The sequence below is a fragment of the Microbacterium sp. M28 genome (assembly GCF_025836995.1).
Lineage (GTDB): Bacteria > Actinomycetota > Actinomycetes > Actinomycetales > Microbacteriaceae > Microbacterium.
This window is the reverse complement of sequence record NZ_CP107546.1, coordinates 1,503,471-1,522,035: the sequence shown is the minus strand read 5'-3', so window position 1 is coordinate 1,522,035 and position 18,565 is coordinate 1,503,471. Positions and strand designations below refer to the sequence as shown.

Genomic DNA, 18,565 nt, shown 5'->3' with positions numbered 1-18,565 from the left:
ACGCCGTTCCCGTGAACCCGCCTCAGCCACGTGCCGAGGCGGGTTCTCGCGTTCTCATCGGTCCGTCTCGGGAATAGCCGCTCTGCCGTCGTGTTCGTCTCCGGTATGAGCGACATCCCGGATCGGACCGTGCTCGTCTTCGACGTCCTCGGCACGCTCGTGGATCAGACCGGGAGCCTCGAGCGTCAGGTCTCGGCGGCCGCCGGAATCGATGACGATGCCGCCGCCGATCTGGTCCGGCGCTGGCTCGGTCACGTCTCGGCCCAGGAGGAGTGGATCACGTCCGGACGGCGCTCGTTCGTGCCGAGCGAGGCGCTGGATGCCGAAGCTCTTGCAGATCTCCGAGCCTCAGGGTTGCTCTCCTCCGACGCATCCGCGCACCTTCTCGGTGCCTCGGAACGGCTCTCACTGTGGGAAGACACCCTGACGGGTTTAGACGCGCTCGCGGCGGAGCACACCGTGGTCGGGCTGTCGAACGCCAGCCTTCGCGTGCTCATCGGCTTGAATGCCGGCAGCGGCATGCGGTGGCACGGGTTGCTCTCCGCCGAGGATGCCGGCGCCTACAAGCCGGATCCGGACGTGTACCGTCTCGCGATCGCGCGCGTCGCGCACGCCGAGCCGCCGATCATGGTGGCCGCGCACGCATGGGACCTGCGCGCGGCGAGGGCCGCCGGCATGCGCACCGCCTACGTGCCGCGTCCGAACGGCGATCCCCCGGCTCCCGGCGAGCGGTTCGATGTCCACGCAACCGATCTGGTCGACCTGGCGGTGCAGCTGCGACGCCCGTGAGCCCGGCTCAGCGGACCTGGATCGCGCCCGGCTGGACACGGACGGTGAACATCGTCACCTCGCCGACCTCTTCCCCGTCGATCTCGAAGGCCAGCGGGGTCTCGAGCTCGACGCGGATGCGCTCCGCGGTCACGTGACTCGTCGAGTCCGTGCTGACCGCGACGGCTTCACGATCGAACATGCGGCGGATGCCGTTGTCCCACACCACGGAGCGGACCGTGTCCATCCACTGCAGCGCACCGTCCGCGCTGACCAGCAGCAGATCCAGTCGGCCGTCGTCGAGCACGGCGTCCGGGAGGAGCCGGATGCCGCCCTGCAGCATGCCGCAGTTCCCGATCAGCAGGGTGTGCCCCCGGACCTCCTGGGCGTCGCCGTCGTCGATCGTCAGAGTGATGCCGGTCATCTCGGTGCCCGCGAGGGCCCTGCCCATGGCCTCGACGTACGCCAGCCATCCGGCGCGCTCCTTGAGATCGTCATCCGTCTCGACGAGCATCTGCGCGTCGACTCCGAATCCGACCATGACCGCGAACGCGTGCTCGACACCGTCGATCTCGACCCAACCGAGATCGATCCGTCGTACCTCGCCGCGAGCGATCCGCTCGAGCGCGGCGGGAATGTCGTCCAGCGGCACCTCGAGGTTGCGGGCGAGCAGGTTGCCCGTGCCGCGCGGCACGATCCCGAGCACGGCATCCGATCCCGCAAGCGTCTCGGCCACCGCGCGCACCGTGCCGTCGCCGCCGACCGCGAGGACCGTGTCGCATCCGGCCGTCAGCGCCTCGGCGGCCATCCCCCGACCAGGATCGTCGACGCTGGTCTCCCACCACTGGACCTGATCTCCGAAGGCCTCCTCGACAGCCGAGCGCAACTCCGCCTCTTCGACCTTGGAGGGATTCCAGACGACACCGATCTTCATGCTCATGTCTTCAGCCTGGGTGGAAGCGACCGATATGGCAACTATCCGTAGAAGAGCTCGTCGAAGACACGACGCGCTCGGCGTGTCACGCCGAGATAGTCCTCTTCCACCTCGGTGGCCGAGCGGTCCGCGTAGCCCAGGAGCCGGCCTATCCCATCCAACTGCTGTCGGTCAGACGGCAGCACGTCGCTGGTCTGCCCGGTCAGCAGCGTGATGGCCGAGCGCAGTCGACTCGCCAGACGCCATGCCTCGCGCAGCCGGTCCGCCCCGTCGGCCGGCACGAGATCGGCCGCCACGGCGGCATCCAGTGCCTGCAGCGTCGACGTCGTGCGCAGACCTTCGATCTGGGATGCATGCTGCAGCTGAATGATCTGGACGAGCCACTCGACGTCGCTGAGCGACCCTGGTCCGAGCTTCAGATGACGTCTCGGATCCGCCCCCTGGGGCAGGCGCTCGCCCTCGACACGCGCCTTGATGCGCTTGATCTCCCTGACGCCCTGCAGATCCACCTGTTCCGGGTAGCGGACGCTGTCCGCGAGTCGCATGAAGCGGTTGATCAACGTCGTGCTGCCGGCGACGCCTCTGGCACGCAGCAGCGCCTGCGCCTCCCAGGACAGCGACCACCGGCGGTAGTACTCCGCGTAGGCGTCCAGCGTGCGCACCACGGGGCCGTTGCGTCCCTCAGGGCGAAGATCCGCGTCCAGATCCAGGGGAACGCGCTGATCGGTCAGGTGCTCTCGCAGGCCGTTCACCAGCTTCACGGCCAATTGCTGGGCGCGCTGCGGCTCGACGTCGTTCGCCTCGTAGACGTAGAGGATGTCGGCATCCGAACCGAATCCGAGCTCTGCGCCGCCGAAGCGGCCCATCCCGATCACGGCGAAGTCGAGGCTGTCGTCCTCGGACGCGACGACCTCGCGACGGACGGCGCGCAGGCCCGCCTGGATCGTCGCGTCCGTGATGCCGGTGAGAGCTGTGGCGATCTCCTCGATCGTGAGCACGTCCAGCACCGCCCCCATGGCTGTGCGCAGCAGCTCCCGACGACGCAGGCCCCGCACGGCTCGGAGCGCGTCGGTCGTCTTCTCGTGTCGCGTCTGGATCGCCCGCGCCTCCTCATCGAGAGCGGATGCCGCGCGCGGCCGCAACGACTCGGTGCTGTCCAGCCACGCCACGGACTCCGGGATCCACTCCATCAGCTCACCCACGTAGCGCGACGAGGACAGCAGCCTCGTCAGACTCTCGGCGGCGCCGGACGAGTCCCGCAGCATCCGCAGGAACCACGGGGTGTCGCCGAGCCGCTCGCTGATGCGGCGGAAGGCGATCAGTCCGTAATCGGGGTCCGTGCCGTCAGCGAACCAGCGCACCATGACCGGCATCAGGTGCCGTTGGATCGTCGCCTTCCGGCTCACGCCCTTCGTGAGGGCGCCGATGTGGCGCAGGGCCCCGGCCGGGTCGCGGAACCCGATGGCGGCCAGGCGGTCGTGCGCCTGCTCGGTCGAGAGGCTGCGCCCCTCCTCCGGCAAGGACGCGACGGCCGTGAGCAGCGGACGGTAGAACAAGCGGGTGTGGATGTCGCGGACCTCGCGGCGCACGCGCTCCCACAGCGCCCACACGTCGGGACCGGAGTCGGCGAGACGACTCGCGCGGGCGAGCACGCGACGGCCCTCGTCGGTGCGGGGCATCAGATGCGTACGGGACAGCTCGCGCAGCTGCAGCCGGTGCTCGAGGAGCCGGAGCGTCCGGTAGTCGTCCGCGAAGGCGGCCGCATCGGCGCGCCCGATGTACCCGCGCTCGACGAGCGCGTCGAGCGACTCCAGGGTGCCGCGCGTGCGGATGCGGGGGTCGGCGAGGCCGTGCACGAGCTGCAGCAGCTGCACGGTGAACTCGATGTCGCGCAGGCCCCCCTCGCCGAGCTTGAGCTGGTACGGAGCGTCCTCCGGGTCGATGTGCGCGGTGACGCGCTCCCGCATGCGCTGCACGCTGTCGACGAAGTTCTCCCTGGCCGCACTCGACCAGATCTTCGGCTGGACCGCCTCGATGTACGCCGCGCCGAGCTGTGCGTCACCCGCGAGAGGACGCGCCTTCAGCAGCGCCTGGAACTCCCAGCTCTTCGCCCAGCGGTCGTAGTACGCCAGATGCGAGGCCAGCGAGCGCACCAGGGCGCCCTGCTTCCCCTCGGGGCGCAGCGCCGCGTCCACCTCCCACAGGGGCGGTTCGACCTCGATGCCGGAGAGCCCCCGCATGGTCTCGCGCGCCAGCCGCGTGGAGATGTCGATCGCCCGGCTCTCCTCGACGACGTTCTCGTCCGAGGTGCCGCCGACGAAGATCACATCGACGTCGCTGACGTAGTTGAGTTCGCGAGCACCGGCCTTGCCCATCCCGATGATCGCGAGCTGCGTCGCCGCGACAGCCTCGCGACGAGACGACAGGGCGACCCTGGTCCTCGCCACAGCCAGGGACGCCTCCAGCGCCGCGCCTGCGGCATCCGCGAGCCCTGCGCTCACCGCAGGGATCAGGTCGGCCGGTCGCGGATGCGAGAGATCGGCGATCGCGATCCGCGCGAGCTCGCGGCGATAGGCGACCCGCAACCGCACCCATGCCTCGTCCTCTGCGGTGTCGGCGAAGCCGTCCTCCGCCCCGACGGCGTCGAGCAGCCGGGCCCGAAGGCCGGCGGCATCCGGCACGGCCACGGTGGTTTCCGCGACCACGTCCAGGGCGTCCGGATGCCGGAGGAAGAAGTCCGCCAGCCCGAGCGATGCCCCGAGCACCCGCCAGAGCCGTGCACGGGTCTCGTCATCCGCGAGCAGGCCGCTGATCTGCGTGCGGTCGCGCCGAGCGATGCGGAGCATCCCGGCGACCGCGGCATCCGGGTCGGCACCGCCGGCGGCTCCGTCGATCAGGATGCCCCGATCGATGCCGGTCAGTTCGGCGAGCTCGGTGAGGGACTGCGCGGCGGCGCTGAGCTCGGTGAAGCCCAGGCGCGCCAGCGCAGACAGCGAGACGGAGTCGACCGGCCGTGCCATGCGCGGTCAGAGCAGCTCGAGGTTGCTCTTCAGTTCGAAGGGCGTGACCTGGCCGCGGTAGGCCTCCCACTCCTTGCGCTTGTTGCGCAGGACGTAGTTGAAGACCTGCTCCCCGAGCGTTTCGGCGACCAGTTCGGAGGCCTCCATGAACTCCAGCGCGTGGTCCAGGCTCGCCGGCAGCGCCTCGTAGCCGAGCGCCCTGCGCTCGGCGTCGCTGAGCGCCCAGACGTTGTCCTCGGCCTCCGGGGGCAGGTCGTAGCTTTCCTCGATGCCCTTGAGGCCGGCCGCGAGCATGAGCGCGTACGCGAGGTACGGGTTGGCGGCGGAGTCGATGCCGCGATACTCGATGCGCGACGAGCCGCTCTTGTTGGGCTTGTACATCGGCACCCGCACGAGTGCCGAACGGTTGGTGTGGCCCCAGGTCACGAAGCTCGGTGCCTCGTCACCGCCCCACAGGCGCTTGTACGAGTTCACGAACTGGTTGGTGACAGCGGCGATCTCGTTCGCGTGCCTGAGGAGGCCGGCGATGAACTGCCGTCCCGTCTTGGACAACTGGTACTTCGCGCCCTCCTCGTAGAACGCGTTGCGCTCCCCCTCGAACAGGGACATGTGAGTGTGCATGCCGCTGCCGGGGTGGTTGCTCAGCGGCTTCGGCATGAACGTTGCGTACACGCCCTGCTCGATCGCGACCTCCTTGATGACCGTCCGGAAGGTCATCACGTTGTCGGCCATCGTGAGCGCGTCCGCGTAGCGCAGGTCGATCTCGTTCTGACCTGGGCCGCCCTCGTGGTGGCTGAACTCCACCGAGATGCCGAGGTCCTCGAGCATCCGCACAGACCGGCGACGGAAGTCATGCGCCGTGCCACCGGGCACGTTGTCGAAGTACCCGGCCGAGTCGACCGGGACGGGGCCCTCCGGTCCGAAGGTCGAGGACTTCAGCAGATAGAACTCGATCTCGGGGTGCGTGTAGAACGTGAACCCGGCATCCGCGGCCTTGGCCAGGGTGCGCTTGAGGACGTGCCGGGGATCGGCCACGGCCGGCTGTCCGTCGGGCGTCGTCAGGTCGCAGAACATGCGGGCCGTGGGGTCGATCTCCCCGCGCCACGGCAGCGTCTGGAACGTGGTCGGATCCGGCTGTGCGAGCAGATCCGATTCGGAGCCCCTGGTCAGCCCTTCGATCGCCGACCCGTCGAATCCGATGCCCTCCGCGAAAGCGCCCTCGACCTCGGCCGGAGCGATCGCGACCGACTTGAGCGTGCCGATGACGTCGGTGAACCAGAGCCGGACGAACTTGACGCCGCGCTCCTCGATCGTGCGCAGAACGAAGTCCCGCTGCTTGTCCATGCCCATCGTCAGGAGTCCCACCCGTTCTCGGCGGCTTCCTCTTCGGCCCAGGCCGCCGAACGGCGCTTGACCACCTCGGGCGCGTTCGCCGCTTCCTCGGCCGTGTCGAAGGGGCCGATACGGTCCGTCGACGGCGAGATCATGCCGAATTCGACCTCGCCGGTCACCGAGTTGTACCAGTACTTGTGATCGTTGTCCGGCATGGCGGATCCCTTCGTAAGCAACTGTCACGATCCTACTGTCGGTCGGCCCGCTCGGTAGGCTATTGCTCATGGCAAAAGCGATCGGCGTCGACATCGGCGGCACAGGTATCAAAGCAGGCATCGTCGACCTCGAACACGGCACGATGGCATCCGATCGGGTGCGGGTCCCCACGCCTGAGGGCGCATCGCCGGAGGACGTGCTGATCGCCGTGCAGACCGTGCTGAAGACGCTGGATGTGCAGGACGCGTCGCTGCCGCTCGGCGTCGCCTTTCCCGCCATCGTCAAGCGCGGCAAGACGCTGTCGGCCGCGAACGTATCGAAGCAGTGGGTGAACTTCGAGGCCGAGCAGTTCTTCCGCGACGGACTCCAGCGCAACATCGTCTTCGTGAACGACGCGGATGCCGCGGGTGTCGCCGAAGCCCGCCACGGCGCGGCTCGCGACGTCATCGGCCTCACCCTGCTGACGACCCTCGGCACCGGGATCGGCTCGGCCTTCCTCTACGACGGCGTGCTCGTTCCGAACACCGAGCTCGGACACCTCAACTACGGCTCGTACGAGTCCGTCGAGCGCTGGGCCGCCACGTCCGCACGCGAGCGCGAAGGCCTCACCTGGGCCGAATGGGCCGAACGCCTCCAGGCGTTCTACTCGCACATCGAGTTCCTCTTCAGCCCCGACCTGTTCGTCGTCGGCGGCGGAGTCTCCAAGAACGCGAGCGACTTCCTGCCCCTGCTGGACCTCAAGACCCCGATCGTCCCGGCGATCCACCGCAACAACTCCGGCATCATCGGCGCGGCGTCGCTCGCCGGCGACTGATCCCCACGCCCACTCCCGACAGCGCTGCGCGCTGCCGCGAGCCTCTGGGCGCGTGGCCCCTCCGAGGCGAACGGTCCCCGGAGCGAAACGCCGAAGGCCTCGGCATCCTGATCAGGATGCCGAGGCCTTCGGCGTTGTGAGGTGAATGGGTCGGCCTGTACGCCGGGTTCTGTTCCGGGGTTCTTCGCCCCTTCGACGGTCATCTCTCTCGGCGGCACGTTGCCGTGACGCTCCAGCGGCCTACCCGAGGACTCGGCGAGCCGCGTCATCATCCTCTGTCTGGCCTTGCTCCGGGCGAGGTTTACCTGGCGGGCCGTGTCACCACGGCCCCCGGTGGTCTCTTACACCACCCTTTCACCCTTACCGGGCCGAGGCCCGGCGGTCTGCTCTCTGTGGCACTGTCTCGCGGATCACTCCGGGTGGGTGTTACCCACCGCCCTGCCCTGCGGAGCCCGGACGTTCCTCGGTGCGGTCTCCCGCCACGCGACCGTCCAGCCGGCCCATTCACCCCATCAGTCTACTTCTCGGCGGTCTCGGCCACTCGCAGATCCAGCGGGACGTCGAGCGGGAAGGACCCGAACAGCCGCTCGGTCGCCACGGCGGCGGCGTCGCGCACGGCATCCGCCGCCTGGTCGGCGACCTCCGCCGGCACGTGCAGGATGACCTCGTCGTGCAGGAAGAAGGCGAGGTGCGCAGCGCGCGCGAAGGGTCCGGATGCCGGAGCCGGCGTCCGCGCATCCGGGAGCGCGTGCAATCGGTGGCGGATCTCCGCCAACCAGATCAACGACCATTCGGCCGCCGTGCCCTGCACGACGAAGTTGCGGGTGAAGCGTCCCCGTTCCCGTGCCCGGCGCTGCGCCTCTCGGACCATCGCCGGTGAGGCCTCCGCGCCGCTCGCCGCGGCCTGCCCGGCGGCCCAGGCCGCCGGGGGCTTCGGCGACGAGCGTCCGAGCCACGTCGAGACGACCCCGCCGTCCTCCCCCGTGCGCGCCGCGTCGTCGACGAGGCGCATGGCCCGCGGATAGACCTTGCGCAGCCGGGGCACGAGACGACCGCTGTCGCCGGTGGTCGCACCGTACATCGCGCCCAGCACCGCGTACTTCGCCTCTTCCCTGGTGGCGACAGCGCCGGACGCCACGACCCCCGCATACAGGTCGGTGCCGCGGGCGGCCTGCGCCATCGCCTCGTCCCGCGCCATCGCCGCCAGCATCCGCGGCTCCAGTTGCGCCACGTCGGCGACGATGAGCTTCCAGCCCGGATCCGCACGCACGGCGGGCCGGAGCATGCGAGGCAGCTGCAGCGCTCCCCCGCCGGCTGATGCCCAGCGCCCGGTGACGACTCCTCCGGGGATGTACACCGGGCGGAACCTGCCGTCCTGCACCCATTCCGTCAGCCACGCCCACCCGTTCGCGCTGAGCAGTCGCGCCAGCCTCTTGTAGGCGAGCAGCGGGGCGACCGCCGGGTGGTCGAACTCGGCCAGCTCCCACCTGCTCGTGGATTCCGCCAGCACCCCGACGCGGTGCAGCGCGCGCAGGAGCTTCTGCTGGCTGTCCAGGTTCAGGTTCTGATCGTCCAGCTCGGCGCGGACCTGCTGCGCGAGCTCGGCCATCTTCATCGGCACCCCACCGGCGCGCCGCTCGCCGAGCGTGTCGGTCAGGATGCGCTCATGGGTCGCGGCATCCCAGGGAAGGCCGCCGGCGCGCATCTCCTCCGCGACGAGGCCGCCGGCGGACTCGGCGGCGCACAGCAGGGCGAGGCGACCGTCCGCGGCGCCGGACAGCGCACGCAGCTGCGCGCGATACTGCGTCAGCAGTTCCTCGATCGGATCGCGCGCGACGTCCGACGCCAGCGCATCGAAGAGCGTCGGGGGCTCTGGCTCGGCCGCCGACGCGATCCACGCCCGCGAGGGCGCGAGCGGTTCGGCCAGCAGCGCCGTGTCGCGCAGGATCGCATGGCACAGGACGAGATCATGGGTCCGCCCCAGACGCGCACCGGCATGCAGGAGCGCCGGATAGAGCTCCCGCGCACTGCGGATCACCCAGCGCGTCGGCGCGGCATCCTCGACGGACGCGATCCACGCCGGCAGCCGGTCGCGTGCGATGTTCCGCCGCTCGAGCTCGGTGCTGTCGGCGTCGAGGTCCACGGCCGTGTACGCATCGCCCGTCTCGACGAGCGCGATGCGGCGCTCAGCGCTGCGCGACACCGTGCAGGGCGCGCATGAGCGTCACAGCCCGGATTCCTCGGTGCGCACGAGGATGCATCCGCACTCCGGGCACGACATGACCTGGTCGGCCGGTGCCTGGCGGATGGCGGCGATGTCGATTCCCGAGAGCACCATCCGACATCCCTCGCAGGTTCCGGCGCGCAGGAGCGCTGCACCCGTCGTCCGCGCGGCTCGGCGGGTGTAATCCGCGAGCAGCGCCGCATCGATGCCCGCGACGATGGCCGCACGATCGCGCGCGAGGTGCTCGCCCTCCGTCGTCGCCGCAGCGATCTGCGCCTTCGCCTGCGTCGTGAGCTCCGTGCCCTCGGCGGTCGTCGCATCGATCAGCTGCTGCTGAGCGGCCACCGCAGCCTCGGCCTCTTCCACCCGGGTCATCACGTCGAGCTGCTGATCCTCGAGATCGCTCTTGCGCCGGGCGAGACTCGCCAGCTCGCTCTCGAGGCCCTGCGCGTCCTTCGGGCTCGTCACGACCGCGAGTCGCTCGGCGTCGCGCGCACGGCGCTGCTCGACGACGGCGACATCCGACTCGAGACGACGCAGCTCGGTCGCCGCGTCGTCGCGCACACCGGCGAGAGCGGTGAGCTCACGCAGCTGCGCCTGGCGGAGGGCGGAGAGTTCGTTGATGCGGGCGGCATTCGCCGGCTGGGTGCGCGCGCGCTCTGCCTGCTGGATGCGACGATCCAGGTCGGCGACGTCGAGAAGGAGGCGCTGCTGTTCGGGGCTGGCGTTCACGTTCCCAACCTAGCCGCTGTCGGAGACATCCGCGGGCGCAGCTCAGCCCGCAACACCGTCCAGATAGAACCACTCGCGCCCCTCGCGGACGAACCGGCTGCGCTCGCGCATCGATCCCACCTGGCCGGCCTCACGGAAGAACGCCTCGAACGCGACGACGCCTTCGCTGTCGAACGGTCCGCCCTGCTCCGTGCCGATCACGTCCAGACGCGTCCAGCGGATCGCATCCTCGAGCTCCAGCTCCGCAGGGCGCGTCGACGGATGCCACGTGCGCAGGAGGTGTGCGGCGTCGCCACGGGCGAAGGCCGTGAAACGCGATCGCATGAGACGCTCAGCCGTCGGTGCGGCTCGGCCCGCGAGCAGAGGACCGCAGCAGTTGTCGAATATCTCACCGGACAGGCACGGGCAGCGCATGGCTCCATTCTCCTGCGTAGGCTGTCAGCACGCGTACGACGAAGGAGAGACTCGATGACCTCGCTGCCCACGTTCACCGCACACAACGGCTTCGCTCTGCCCGCGATCGGGCTGGGCACGTACGGACTCAGAGGCGCGGACGGCGCGGCGTCCGTCACAAGCGCCGTCGACGGCGGCTACCGTCTGGTCGATACGGCGTTCAACTACGAGAACGAGGGCGCGGTCGGACGCGGGGTCGCCGACGCGGCGACCGATCGCGCCGAGGTGATCGTGACGTCGAAGCTGCCCGGCCGGCACCACGCGTCGGACAAGGCGCCGTGGAGCATCGAGGAGAGCCGCTACCGGCTCGGTCTGGACGCGATCGATCTGCACCTCATCCACTGGCCGAACCCGAGCCAGGACGAGTACGTCCAGGCGTGGGCCGCGCTGGTGGACGCGCAGCAGCGCGGCGTGGTGAAGCAGATCGGCGTGTCCAACTTCCTGCCGGAGCACCTGGAACGCCTCGAGCGCGAGACCGGAGTGCTCCCCGTGGTCAACCAGATCGAGCTGCACCCGTACTTCCCGCAGACCGAGCATCTCGCGTATCACCGTGAGCACGGCATCATCACCGAGGCGTGGAGTCCGCTCGGACGCGCACGCGAACTGCTCGAGGAGACGACCATCACAGAGATCGCGGCGGCCCACGGCATCACGCCACCGCAGACGGTACTCGCGTGGCACGTGGCGCGTGAGGTCGTCTCGATCCCGAAGGCATCGTCGGCCGAGCACCAGCGGAGCAATCTCGCCGCGGCATCCGTCGTGCTGGATGCGGACGAGGTCGAAGCGATCACCGCGCTGGGACGGCCCGACGGCCGTCTGTTCCACGCGGACCCCCGCACGCACGAGGAGTCCTGATCGGCCGGGTCCGCCCGTTAGACTGGCGGAACCAGGGCCTTTAGCTCAGCTGGTAGAGCGCCACGTTTACACCGTGGATGTCGTCGGTTCGATCCCGGCAGGGCCCACGACCGACTCCCCGCGCTCCCCGGATAGGGTGGGGCCATGATCGAGCTCCCGGACTTCGCGGCGCTTCGACCCGTCGACCGTGAGGTCATCGAGGCCTACCGAGACCGCGTACCCGCCGATGTGATCGAGTTATGGGAGACGTTCGGGTACGGCAGCTTCGCGTCGGGGTTCCTACGCGTGATCGACCCGGCCGTGTACGAGGCCGAACTGGCGGACTGCATCGGCAAGACCCAGGGCGACGGCGTCTCGATACCGATCATGGTGACCGGACTCGCCGACCTCATCACGTGGGAGCCGAGCGTGGGCTTCGTGGGCGTCATGTACAGGGATCATCGTGTCAGCGGTCTCAACAGCACGTTGAGCGGAGTCCTGCAGATGCTGAACAGGGCCCGCGACTTCTATCTGTCGCGAACGTTGAACTGGGACATCTTCCCGCAGGCCGTCGCGGCGCACGGCGAGCTCCCGTACGATCAGTCGTTCGTCTTCGTGCCGCTGCGCTCGATCGGCGGGCCGGAGAAGGTGGAGAACCTGAAGAAGCGGGAGACGATCGCCGCGATCAGGATGATGGTGGAGCTCCAGGGCGTCATCGGTCACTGACACCCACGACGAGGACCGTCCGGTGGGGAATTCTCCGACCCGGTCGATGTGCGCCGTCGTCGGAGAACAGGGCTAGGCTGATTTCGGCGCGCGTTGTGCAGAGCCGACAAGGCTCCCCGTGTCGCTTCCCGTTTCCTTGGCATGACCTGCCAGCTTGACGAAAGGCTCCACCGTGACCGTCCACGATCAGGATCCGTACTCCCAGGGCCCCCTCGACAGCGATCCGGAAGAGACCGGTGAATGGCAGCAGTCCCTCGACGAGCTCGTCGATGCGAAGGGACACGGTCGCGGACGCGAGATCATGCTCAGCCTGCTCAAGCGCTCCAAGGAGCTGCACCTGGGCGTTCCGATGGTGCCGACCACGGACTACATCAACACCATCGCGTCCGAGAACGAGCCGGAGTTCCCCGGCGACGAGGAGCTCGAGCGCCGCTATCGCCACTGGATCCGCTGGAACGCGGCCATCACCGTGCACCGCGCGCAGCGCCCTGGAATCGGCGTCGGCGGGCACATCTCGACGTACGCGTCCGCGGCATCGCTGTACGAGGTGGGCCACAACCACTTCTTCCGCGGTCAGGGCCACGACTCCGGCGGCGACCAGATCTTCTACCAGGGGCACGCCTCCCCCGGAATGTACGCCCGCGCCTTCCTCGAAGGACGCCTCACCGAGTCGCAGCTCGACGCCTTCCGCCAGGAGAAGTCCGGCGCGCCGAACGGCCTGCCCTCCTACCCGCACCCGCGGATGATGCCGGAGTTCTGGCAGTTCCCGACGGTCTCGATGGGCCTCGGCCCGATCAACGCCATCTACCAGGCGATGACGAACAAGTACCTCGCCAACCGCGGCATCAAGGATGTCGCCGACTCGCACGTCTGGGCGTTCCTCGGCGACGGCGAGATGGACGAGGTCGAGTCCCGCGGCCAGCTGCAGGTCGCCGCCAACGAGGGCTTGGACAACCTGACCTTCGTGATCAATTGCAACCTGCAGCGCCTCGACGGCCCTGTGCGCGGCAACGGCAAGATCATGCAGGAGCTCGAGAGCTACTTCCGCGGCGCCGGCTGGAACGTCATCAAGGTCGTCTGGGGCCGCGAGTGGGACGACCTGCTCGCCGCCGACACCGACGGCGCACTGCTGAACCTGATGAACGTCACCCCCGACGGCGACTTCCAGACATACAAGGCCGAGAGCGGCGCCTACGTCCGCGAGAACTTCTTCGGTCGTGACGAGCGGGCACTGTCCCTGGTCAAGGACCTCACGGACGACCAGATCTGGAAGCTCCGCCGCGGCGGTCACGACTACCGCAAGGTGTACGCCGCGTACAAGGCCGCCATGGAGCACAAGGGCCAGCCGACGGTCATCCTCGCGAAGACCGTCAAGGGCTACGGCCTCGGCCCGCACTTCGAGGGACGCAACGCGACCCACCAGATGAAGAAGATGACGCTGGACGACCTCAAGCTCTTCCGCGACACCATGCAGATCCCGATCACGGATGCCCAGCTCGAGGCCGACCCGTACCGCCCTCCGTACTACCACCCCGGTGCGCAGGACGAGACGATCCAGTACATGCTGGACCGCCGCCGCGAACTCGGCGGGTTCCTGCCGGAGCGCCGCACCACGCACGTCGACCTCACCCTCCCCGAGGACAAGGACTACGCGCTGCTCAAGAAGGGCTCGGGCAACCAGGAGGTCGCCACGACGATGGCGTTCGTCCGCATGCTCAAGGACCTCATGCGCGTGAAGGGCTTCGGTCAGCGCATCGTGCCGATCATCCCGGACGAGGCGCGCACGTTCGGCATGGACGCCTACTTCCCCACCGCGAAGATCTACAACCCGAACGGCCAGAACTACACCTCAGTCGACCGCGAGCTGCTCCTGGCCTACAAGGAGAGCCCGCAGGGGCAGATCATGCACGTCGGAATCAACGAGGCCGGCGCCACAGCCGCTCTCACGGCGACCGGCACGTCGTATTCGACGCACGGCGAGCCGCTGATCCCGATCTACATCTTCTACTCGATGTTCGGCTACCAGCGCACGGGCGACGCCTTCTGGGCGGCGGCCGACCAGATGGCGCGTGGTTTCGTGATCGGCGCGACCGCCGGTCGCACCACGCTCACGGGCGAGGGCACCCAGCACGCCGACGGTCACTCGCCGTTGCTCGCGTCGACGAACCCGGCGACCGTGACCTACGACCCCGCGTTCGGCTACGAGGTGGCGCACATCGTGCAGGCCGGCCTCGAGCGCATGTACGGCGGATCGCACCCGGACCCGGACGTCATGTACTACCTGACGGTGTACAACGAGCCGATGAAGCAGCCGGCCGAGCCCGAGGATGTCGATGTCGAAGGCATCCTGAAGGGCATCCACCGGATCGCCGTCGGCGAGGGCGACGGACCGCGCGTCCAGCTGCTCGCGTCGGGCGTCGGCGTCCCGTGGGCGCTGGAGGCTCAGGATCTGCTCGCCAAGGACTGGGGTGTCGTTGCCGATGTCTGGTCAGTGACGAGCTGGACCGAGCTGCGCCGCGACGGCCTCGCCGCCGACGAGCACAACTTCCTGCACCCCGAGCAAGAGCCGAAGGTCGCCTACCTGACCGAGAAGCTCGCCTCGGCCGATGGACCGGTCATCGCGACGAGCGACTTCATGCACGCCGTGCAGGACCAGATCCGTCAGTGGGTCCCGGGTGACTACTACACGCTCGGCGCCGACGGCTTCGGCTTCGCGGACACCCGCGCCGCGGCCCGCAGGCACTTCAAGATCGACGGACCGTCGATGGTCGTCCGCGCTCTCCAGAGCCTGGCCGACCAGGGCCGCCTCGACCGCTCGGTGATCGGTCAGGCCATCCAGAAGTACGACCTGTACAACGTCAACGCCGGCACGAGCGGGAACGCCGGCGGCGAGAGCTGAGCCGGAGGTGACAGGCTCGTCCCCCTCCTCGATGGACAAGGCAGCGACGCTCGCGTGGCTGCGCCGGATCTCCGGCGACATCGCGACGGTGACGATCAAGCGCCTGGAGGACACGCTCCCCTGGTACGCCGACATGCCACCGGCCCGCCGCTCAGCGGTCGGGCTGGTGGCGCAGGCCGGCATCACGTCATTCATCCAGTGGTACGACGATCCGACCTCGACACCGTGGATCGCCGCGGACATCTTCGCTGCGGCCCCGCGCGAGCTGCTGCGCAGCGTGAGCCTGCAGCAGACGCTCCAGCTGATCCGCGTGACCGTCGAGGTCACGGAGGAGCGCGTCGCGGGCAAGGGCGAGCACCTGCGGGAGGCGATCCTGCTGTACTCGCGCGATGTGGCCTTCGCGGCAGCGGACGTGTACGCCAGAGCCGCAGAGGCGCGCGGACTGTGGGACGCCAGGCTCGAGGCGCTCGTCGTCGACTCGATCCTCACCGGTGAGGCCGATGAGGAGCTGCCGAGCCGGATCGCCGCGCTCGGCTGGCACGGTCACGGCGAGGTCTGCGTCATCGTCGGCACGACCCCCGCTCAGTTCGACATCGATCAGGTCCGACGGACGGCCCGCAAGCTCGCCGTCGACGTCCTCGTCGGCGTGCAGGGCTCGCGTCTCGTGCTCGTGGTCGGGCGAGCACACGGCAGCGACAAGGACGGCGACGACGACGAACTCGCGTTCGACGAGATCGCGACGCGTCTGGAGCCGTCGTTCGGCCCCGGCTACGTCGTGCTCGGTCCGGCCGTCGCAGCGCTCGTGGATGCCGGGCAGAGCGCCCGCGCGGCCCTCGCCGGATTCGCGGTCGCTCGCGGCTGGCGCGGTGCCCCGCGGCCCGTCGAAGCGGACGATCTCCTGCCCGAGCGTGCACTGGCCGGCGACCCGCTCGCGAAGCAGACCCTGATCGAGCGCATCCACCGTCCGCTCCAGGCGCATTCCACGGATCTCGTGACGACGCTGTGGAGCTACCTCGACAACGGTCGGTCGCTCGAGGCGACAGCGCGCGAGCTGTTCGTGCATCCGAACACCGTGCGGTACCGGCTCAAGCGCGTCAGCGAGGTCATCGGCTGGGACGCGACCGGCCCGCGCGAAGCGCTCATCCTCCAGACCGCCCTCATCCTCGGCTCGATCGGCACGGTCGAGCCGGTCAGACGTCGCACGAACCCGCGCCGCCCCCGCTGAGGTCTGTTCGCCACACACAAGGGATCTGCGCAATCTTGTGAGAGATCCCCCACTGTCCGAGCGGGATCGTTGGCAGACTGGACTGGTGATTGTCGTCGCCTGCCCAGGACAGGGCTCTCAGACTCCCGGTTTCCTCTCCCCCTGGCTCGAACTGGACGGTGTGGCGGAGCGTCTCGCGGCGTACTCCGAAGCCGCGCAGGTCGATCTCGTGAAGCACGGGACAGAGTCGGATGCCGACACGATCCGCGACACGCGCATCGCGCAGCCGCTGATCGTCGCTGCTTCGCTGATCGCCGGACAGGAGCTCGTCGCCCGCGCCGGCCGCCGCGCCGACGGCATCGCCGGTCATTCGGTCGGTGAGATCGCCGCCCTCGTCGGCAGCGACGTCATCGACGCGGAGACCGGGATGCGCCTGGTCGGCATCCGCGGGCGGGCCATGGCGGATGCCGCCGCGCAGGAGCCGACCGGCATGAGCGCCGTGCTCGGCGGCGACGAGGACGCGTTGCTCACCCGTCTGAGCGAGCTCGGTCTCGCTCCGGCGAACTACAACGGCGGCGGCCAGATCGTCGTCGCCGGCGCCCTCCCCTCTCTCGCAGCCCTCGCGGAGGAGCCGTTGAAGGGCACTCGCGTCATCCCGCTGCAGGTGGCGGGTGCCTTCCACACGACGTACATGCAGTCCGCTGTCGAGACCCTCCGCGATGCGGTCACCGCCGTCCCGGCATCCGACCCCTCCCTGACGCTGTGGACCAACCGGGACGGCACCGTGGTGACCGACGGTGCGCAGGCGCTCGAGCTCCTGGTGGGCCAGGTCGCCTCCCCCGTACGGTGGGACCTGTGCATGAACTCGTTCGCTGACGCCGGCATCACCGGCCTCGTCGAACTCGCGCCGGCGGGCGCGCTGGTCGGTCTCGCCAAGCGCGGCCTGCGCGGCGTCCCGACCGTCGCCGTGAAGACCCCCGAAGATCTCGATGCAGCGGCAGAGCTGCTGAACGGAGCAGCCGCATGAGCGCCACACTGCAGCAGGTCACCGGGCCCGCCTATACCCGTATCTACGCTTTCGGCGCAGCGCGCGGCGAGAACGCGGTACCCAACGATGACCTCATCGAGCCGATCAACTCGAGCGACGAGTGGATCCGTCAGCGCACCGGCATCGTGACCCGCGCTCGCGCGGTCGCCGAAACCGACGCGATCGATCTCGCCACGACGGCCGCCGCCGAGGCCATCGAGCGCAGCGGGGTCGCGGCAGCGGATGTCGATCTCGTCATCGTCGCGACGATCAGCAACCCGAAGCAGACGCCGTCGGTCTCCGCCATCGTCGCCGACCGCGTCGGTGCGAACCCGGCGGCCGCGTACGACATCAACGCGGCATGCGCCGGTTACGCCTATGCCGTCGCGCAGGCGGACGCCCTGATCCGTGCCGGCGCCGCTCGGTACGCGCTGGTGATCGGTACCGAGAAGCTCTCCGACGTCGTCGACCCGACCGACCGCAGCATCTCGTTCCTGCTCGGCGACGGGGCAGGCGCAGCCCTCATCGGTCCGAGCGAGACCCCGGGGATCGCACCGGCTGTCTGGGGCTCCGACGGATCCAAGGCGGATGCCGTGGGGATGAACCACACGCTCACGGAGTTCCGTGACGGCGTCGCCCCGTGGCCCACGCTGCGCCAGGAGGGCCCGACGGTCTTCCGCTGGGCGGTGTGGGAGATGGCGAAGGTCGCGCGTGAAGCGCTCGAGGTCGCCGGCGTCGAGGCGTCCGATCTCGCCGCGTTCATCCCGCACCAGGCGAACATGCGCATCATCGACGAGTTCGCCAAGCAGCTGAAGCTCCCCGAGACGACCGTGATCGCGCGTGACATCGAGACGACGGGCAACACGTCGGCGGCATCGATCCCGCTGGCGAGTCACCGTCTGATGACCGAGCACCCGGAGCTCTCCGGCGGTCTCGCGCTGCAGATCGGCTTCGGCGCCGGGCTCGTCTTCGCCGCCCAGGTCGTCGTCCTCCCCTGATCCGGCCCGAGGTTTCCCTAGACTGTTCAACGGTTCCGACAACTACCCGCAAGAAAGAGGAATAGCAATGGCTTTCACCAACGATGAGGTCCTCGCCGGCCTCGCCGAGCTCATCACCGACGAGACCGGCATCAACGCCAGTGAGGTCGCCCTGGAGAAGTCGTTCACGGACGACCTCGACATCGACTCCATCTCGATGATGACGATCGTCGTCAACGCGGAGGAGAAGTTCGGCGTCACCATCCCCGACGACGAGGTCAAGAACCTCAAGACCGTCGGCGACGCCGTGAACTTCATCGTCGCCGGCCAGGAGTAAGACCTGACGGATGCCACGCCCGCGCATGCGGGTCGTGGCATCCGCGGGACTCCCCCACCGTTCGCTCG

Annotated in this window: 16 protein-coding genes, 1 tRNA gene and 1 other RNA gene; 10 read left to right on the top strand and 8 right to left on the bottom strand. The window is 69.1% G+C overall.

Going from position 1 to position 18,565, the window contains the following annotated elements; genetic code table 11:
- Positions 1–105 precede the first annotated feature (105 nt).
- Positions 106–789 (top strand): HAD-IA family hydrolase, encoded by a 684-nt coding sequence (locus tag OED01_RS07545; protein WP_264157750.1) that lies wholly within the window; start codon positions 106–108, stop codon positions 787–789.
- A 7-nt stretch (positions 790–796) separates the two neighbouring features.
- Here the strand turns inward: OED01_RS07545 and OED01_RS07540 are convergent, their stop codons facing one another.
- Genes OED01_RS07540 through OED01_RS07525 form a run of 4 tightly spaced genes read right to left on the bottom strand, consistent with a single transcriptional unit; the run spans position 797 to position 6,269 of the window.
- On the bottom strand, positions 797–1,708 hold the full coding sequence (locus OED01_RS07540; protein ID WP_264157749.1) for a diacylglycerol/lipid kinase family protein: 912 nt from the start codon (positions 1,706–1,708) through the stop codon (positions 797–799).
- 35 nt (positions 1,709–1,743) lie between these two features.
- Positions 1,744–4,722, bottom strand: a complete 2,979-nt coding sequence (locus tag OED01_RS07535; RefSeq protein WP_264157748.1) for a bifunctional [glutamine synthetase] adenylyltransferase/[glutamine synthetase]-adenylyl-L-tyrosine phosphorylase — start codon at positions 4,720–4,722, stop codon at positions 1,744–1,746.
- A gap of 6 nt (positions 4,723–4,728) precedes the next feature.
- A complete protein-coding gene (locus OED01_RS07530) occupies positions 4,729–6,066 on the bottom strand; it encodes a glutamine synthetase family protein (RefSeq protein ID WP_264157747.1) in 1,338 nt (445 codons plus the stop codon).
- Positions 6,067–6,074: 8 nt separating this feature from the next.
- Positions 6,075–6,269, bottom strand: a complete 195-nt coding sequence (locus OED01_RS07525) for an SPOR domain-containing protein (RefSeq protein WP_264157746.1) — start codon at positions 6,267–6,269, stop codon at positions 6,075–6,077.
- A 68-nt stretch (positions 6,270–6,337) separates the two neighbouring features.
- On the opposite strand from OED01_RS07525, the gene ppgK reads away from it, so the two are divergent.
- Entirely contained in the window at positions 6,338–7,084 is a 747-nt protein-coding gene (gene ppgK, locus OED01_RS07520) for a polyphosphate--glucose phosphotransferase (RefSeq protein ID WP_264157745.1), read from the top strand.
- 142 nt (positions 7,085–7,226) lie between these two features.
- Here the strand turns inward: ppgK and rnpB are convergent.
- The 4 genes from rnpB to OED01_RS07500 all read right to left on the bottom strand — a co-directional run bounded on the left by rnpB (position 7,227) and on the right by OED01_RS07500 (position 10,454).
- Positions 7,227–7,587: RNase P RNA component class A (rnpB, locus tag OED01_RS07515), an RNA gene on the bottom strand.
- A 14-nt stretch (positions 7,588–7,601) separates the two neighbouring features.
- Complete coding sequence (locus tag OED01_RS07510) at positions 7,602–9,287, bottom strand: bifunctional 3'-5' exonuclease/DNA polymerase (RefSeq protein ID WP_264157744.1); 1,686 nt, start codon at positions 9,285–9,287, stop codon at positions 7,602–7,604.
- A 21-nt stretch (positions 9,288–9,308) separates the two neighbouring features.
- Complete coding sequence (locus OED01_RS07505) at positions 9,309–10,040, bottom strand: zinc ribbon domain-containing protein (RefSeq protein ID WP_264157743.1); 732 nt, start codon at positions 10,038–10,040, stop codon at positions 9,309–9,311.
- A 42-nt stretch (positions 10,041–10,082) separates the two neighbouring features.
- Complete coding sequence (locus OED01_RS07500) at positions 10,083–10,454, bottom strand: YchJ family protein (protein WP_264157742.1); 372 nt, start codon at positions 10,452–10,454, stop codon at positions 10,083–10,085.
- 54 nt (positions 10,455–10,508) lie between these two features.
- Here OED01_RS07500 and OED01_RS07495 point away from each other — a divergent pair, with 54 nt between their 5' ends.
- The 8 genes from OED01_RS07495 (at position 10,509) to OED01_RS07460 (ending at position 18,497) form a co-directional block, all read left to right on the top strand.
- Positions 10,509–11,348 carry an aldo/keto reductase gene (locus OED01_RS07495; protein WP_264157741.1) on the top strand — a complete coding sequence of 280 codons (840 nt, stop codon included), beginning with the start codon at positions 10,509–10,511 and terminating at the stop codon, positions 11,346–11,348.
- A gap of 34 nt (positions 11,349–11,382) precedes the next feature.
- Positions 11,383–11,455, top strand: a tRNA-Val gene (locus OED01_RS07490).
- Positions 11,456–11,492: 37 nt separating this feature from the next.
- Positions 11,493–12,053, top strand: coding sequence for a T6SS immunity protein Tdi1 domain-containing protein (locus OED01_RS07485; RefSeq protein WP_264157740.1), 561 nt, complete (start codon positions 11,493–11,495; stop codon positions 12,051–12,053).
- Positions 12,054–12,225: 172 nt separating this feature from the next.
- Positions 12,226–14,952 carry a pyruvate dehydrogenase (acetyl-transferring), homodimeric type gene (aceE, locus tag OED01_RS07480; protein ID WP_264157739.1) on the top strand — a complete coding sequence of 909 codons (2,727 nt, stop codon included), beginning with the start codon at positions 12,226–12,228 and terminating at the stop codon, positions 14,950–14,952.
- A 31-nt stretch (positions 14,953–14,983) separates the two neighbouring features.
- The gene (locus OED01_RS07475; RefSeq protein WP_264157738.1) at positions 14,984–16,177 is read left to right on the top strand and encodes a PucR family transcriptional regulator; all 1,194 of its coding nucleotides are present in this window, start codon (positions 14,984–14,986) and stop codon (positions 16,175–16,177) included.
- Positions 16,178–16,262: 85 nt separating this feature from the next.
- Complete coding sequence (locus OED01_RS07470; protein WP_264157737.1) at positions 16,263–17,183, top strand: ACP S-malonyltransferase; 921 nt, start codon at positions 16,263–16,265, stop codon at positions 17,181–17,183.
- Complete coding sequence (locus OED01_RS07465) at positions 17,180–18,181, top strand: beta-ketoacyl-ACP synthase III (protein WP_264157736.1); 1,002 nt, start codon at positions 17,180–17,182, stop codon at positions 18,179–18,181. The genes OED01_RS07470 and OED01_RS07465 overlap by 4 nt, the downstream gene beginning before the upstream one ends.
- A 67-nt stretch (positions 18,182–18,248) precedes the next feature.
- Positions 18,249–18,497: an acyl carrier protein gene (locus tag OED01_RS07460; RefSeq protein ID WP_017202249.1), complete on the top strand. Its 249-nt coding sequence runs from the start codon at positions 18,249–18,251 to the stop codon at positions 18,495–18,497.
- Positions 18,498–18,565 lie beyond the last annotated feature (68 nt).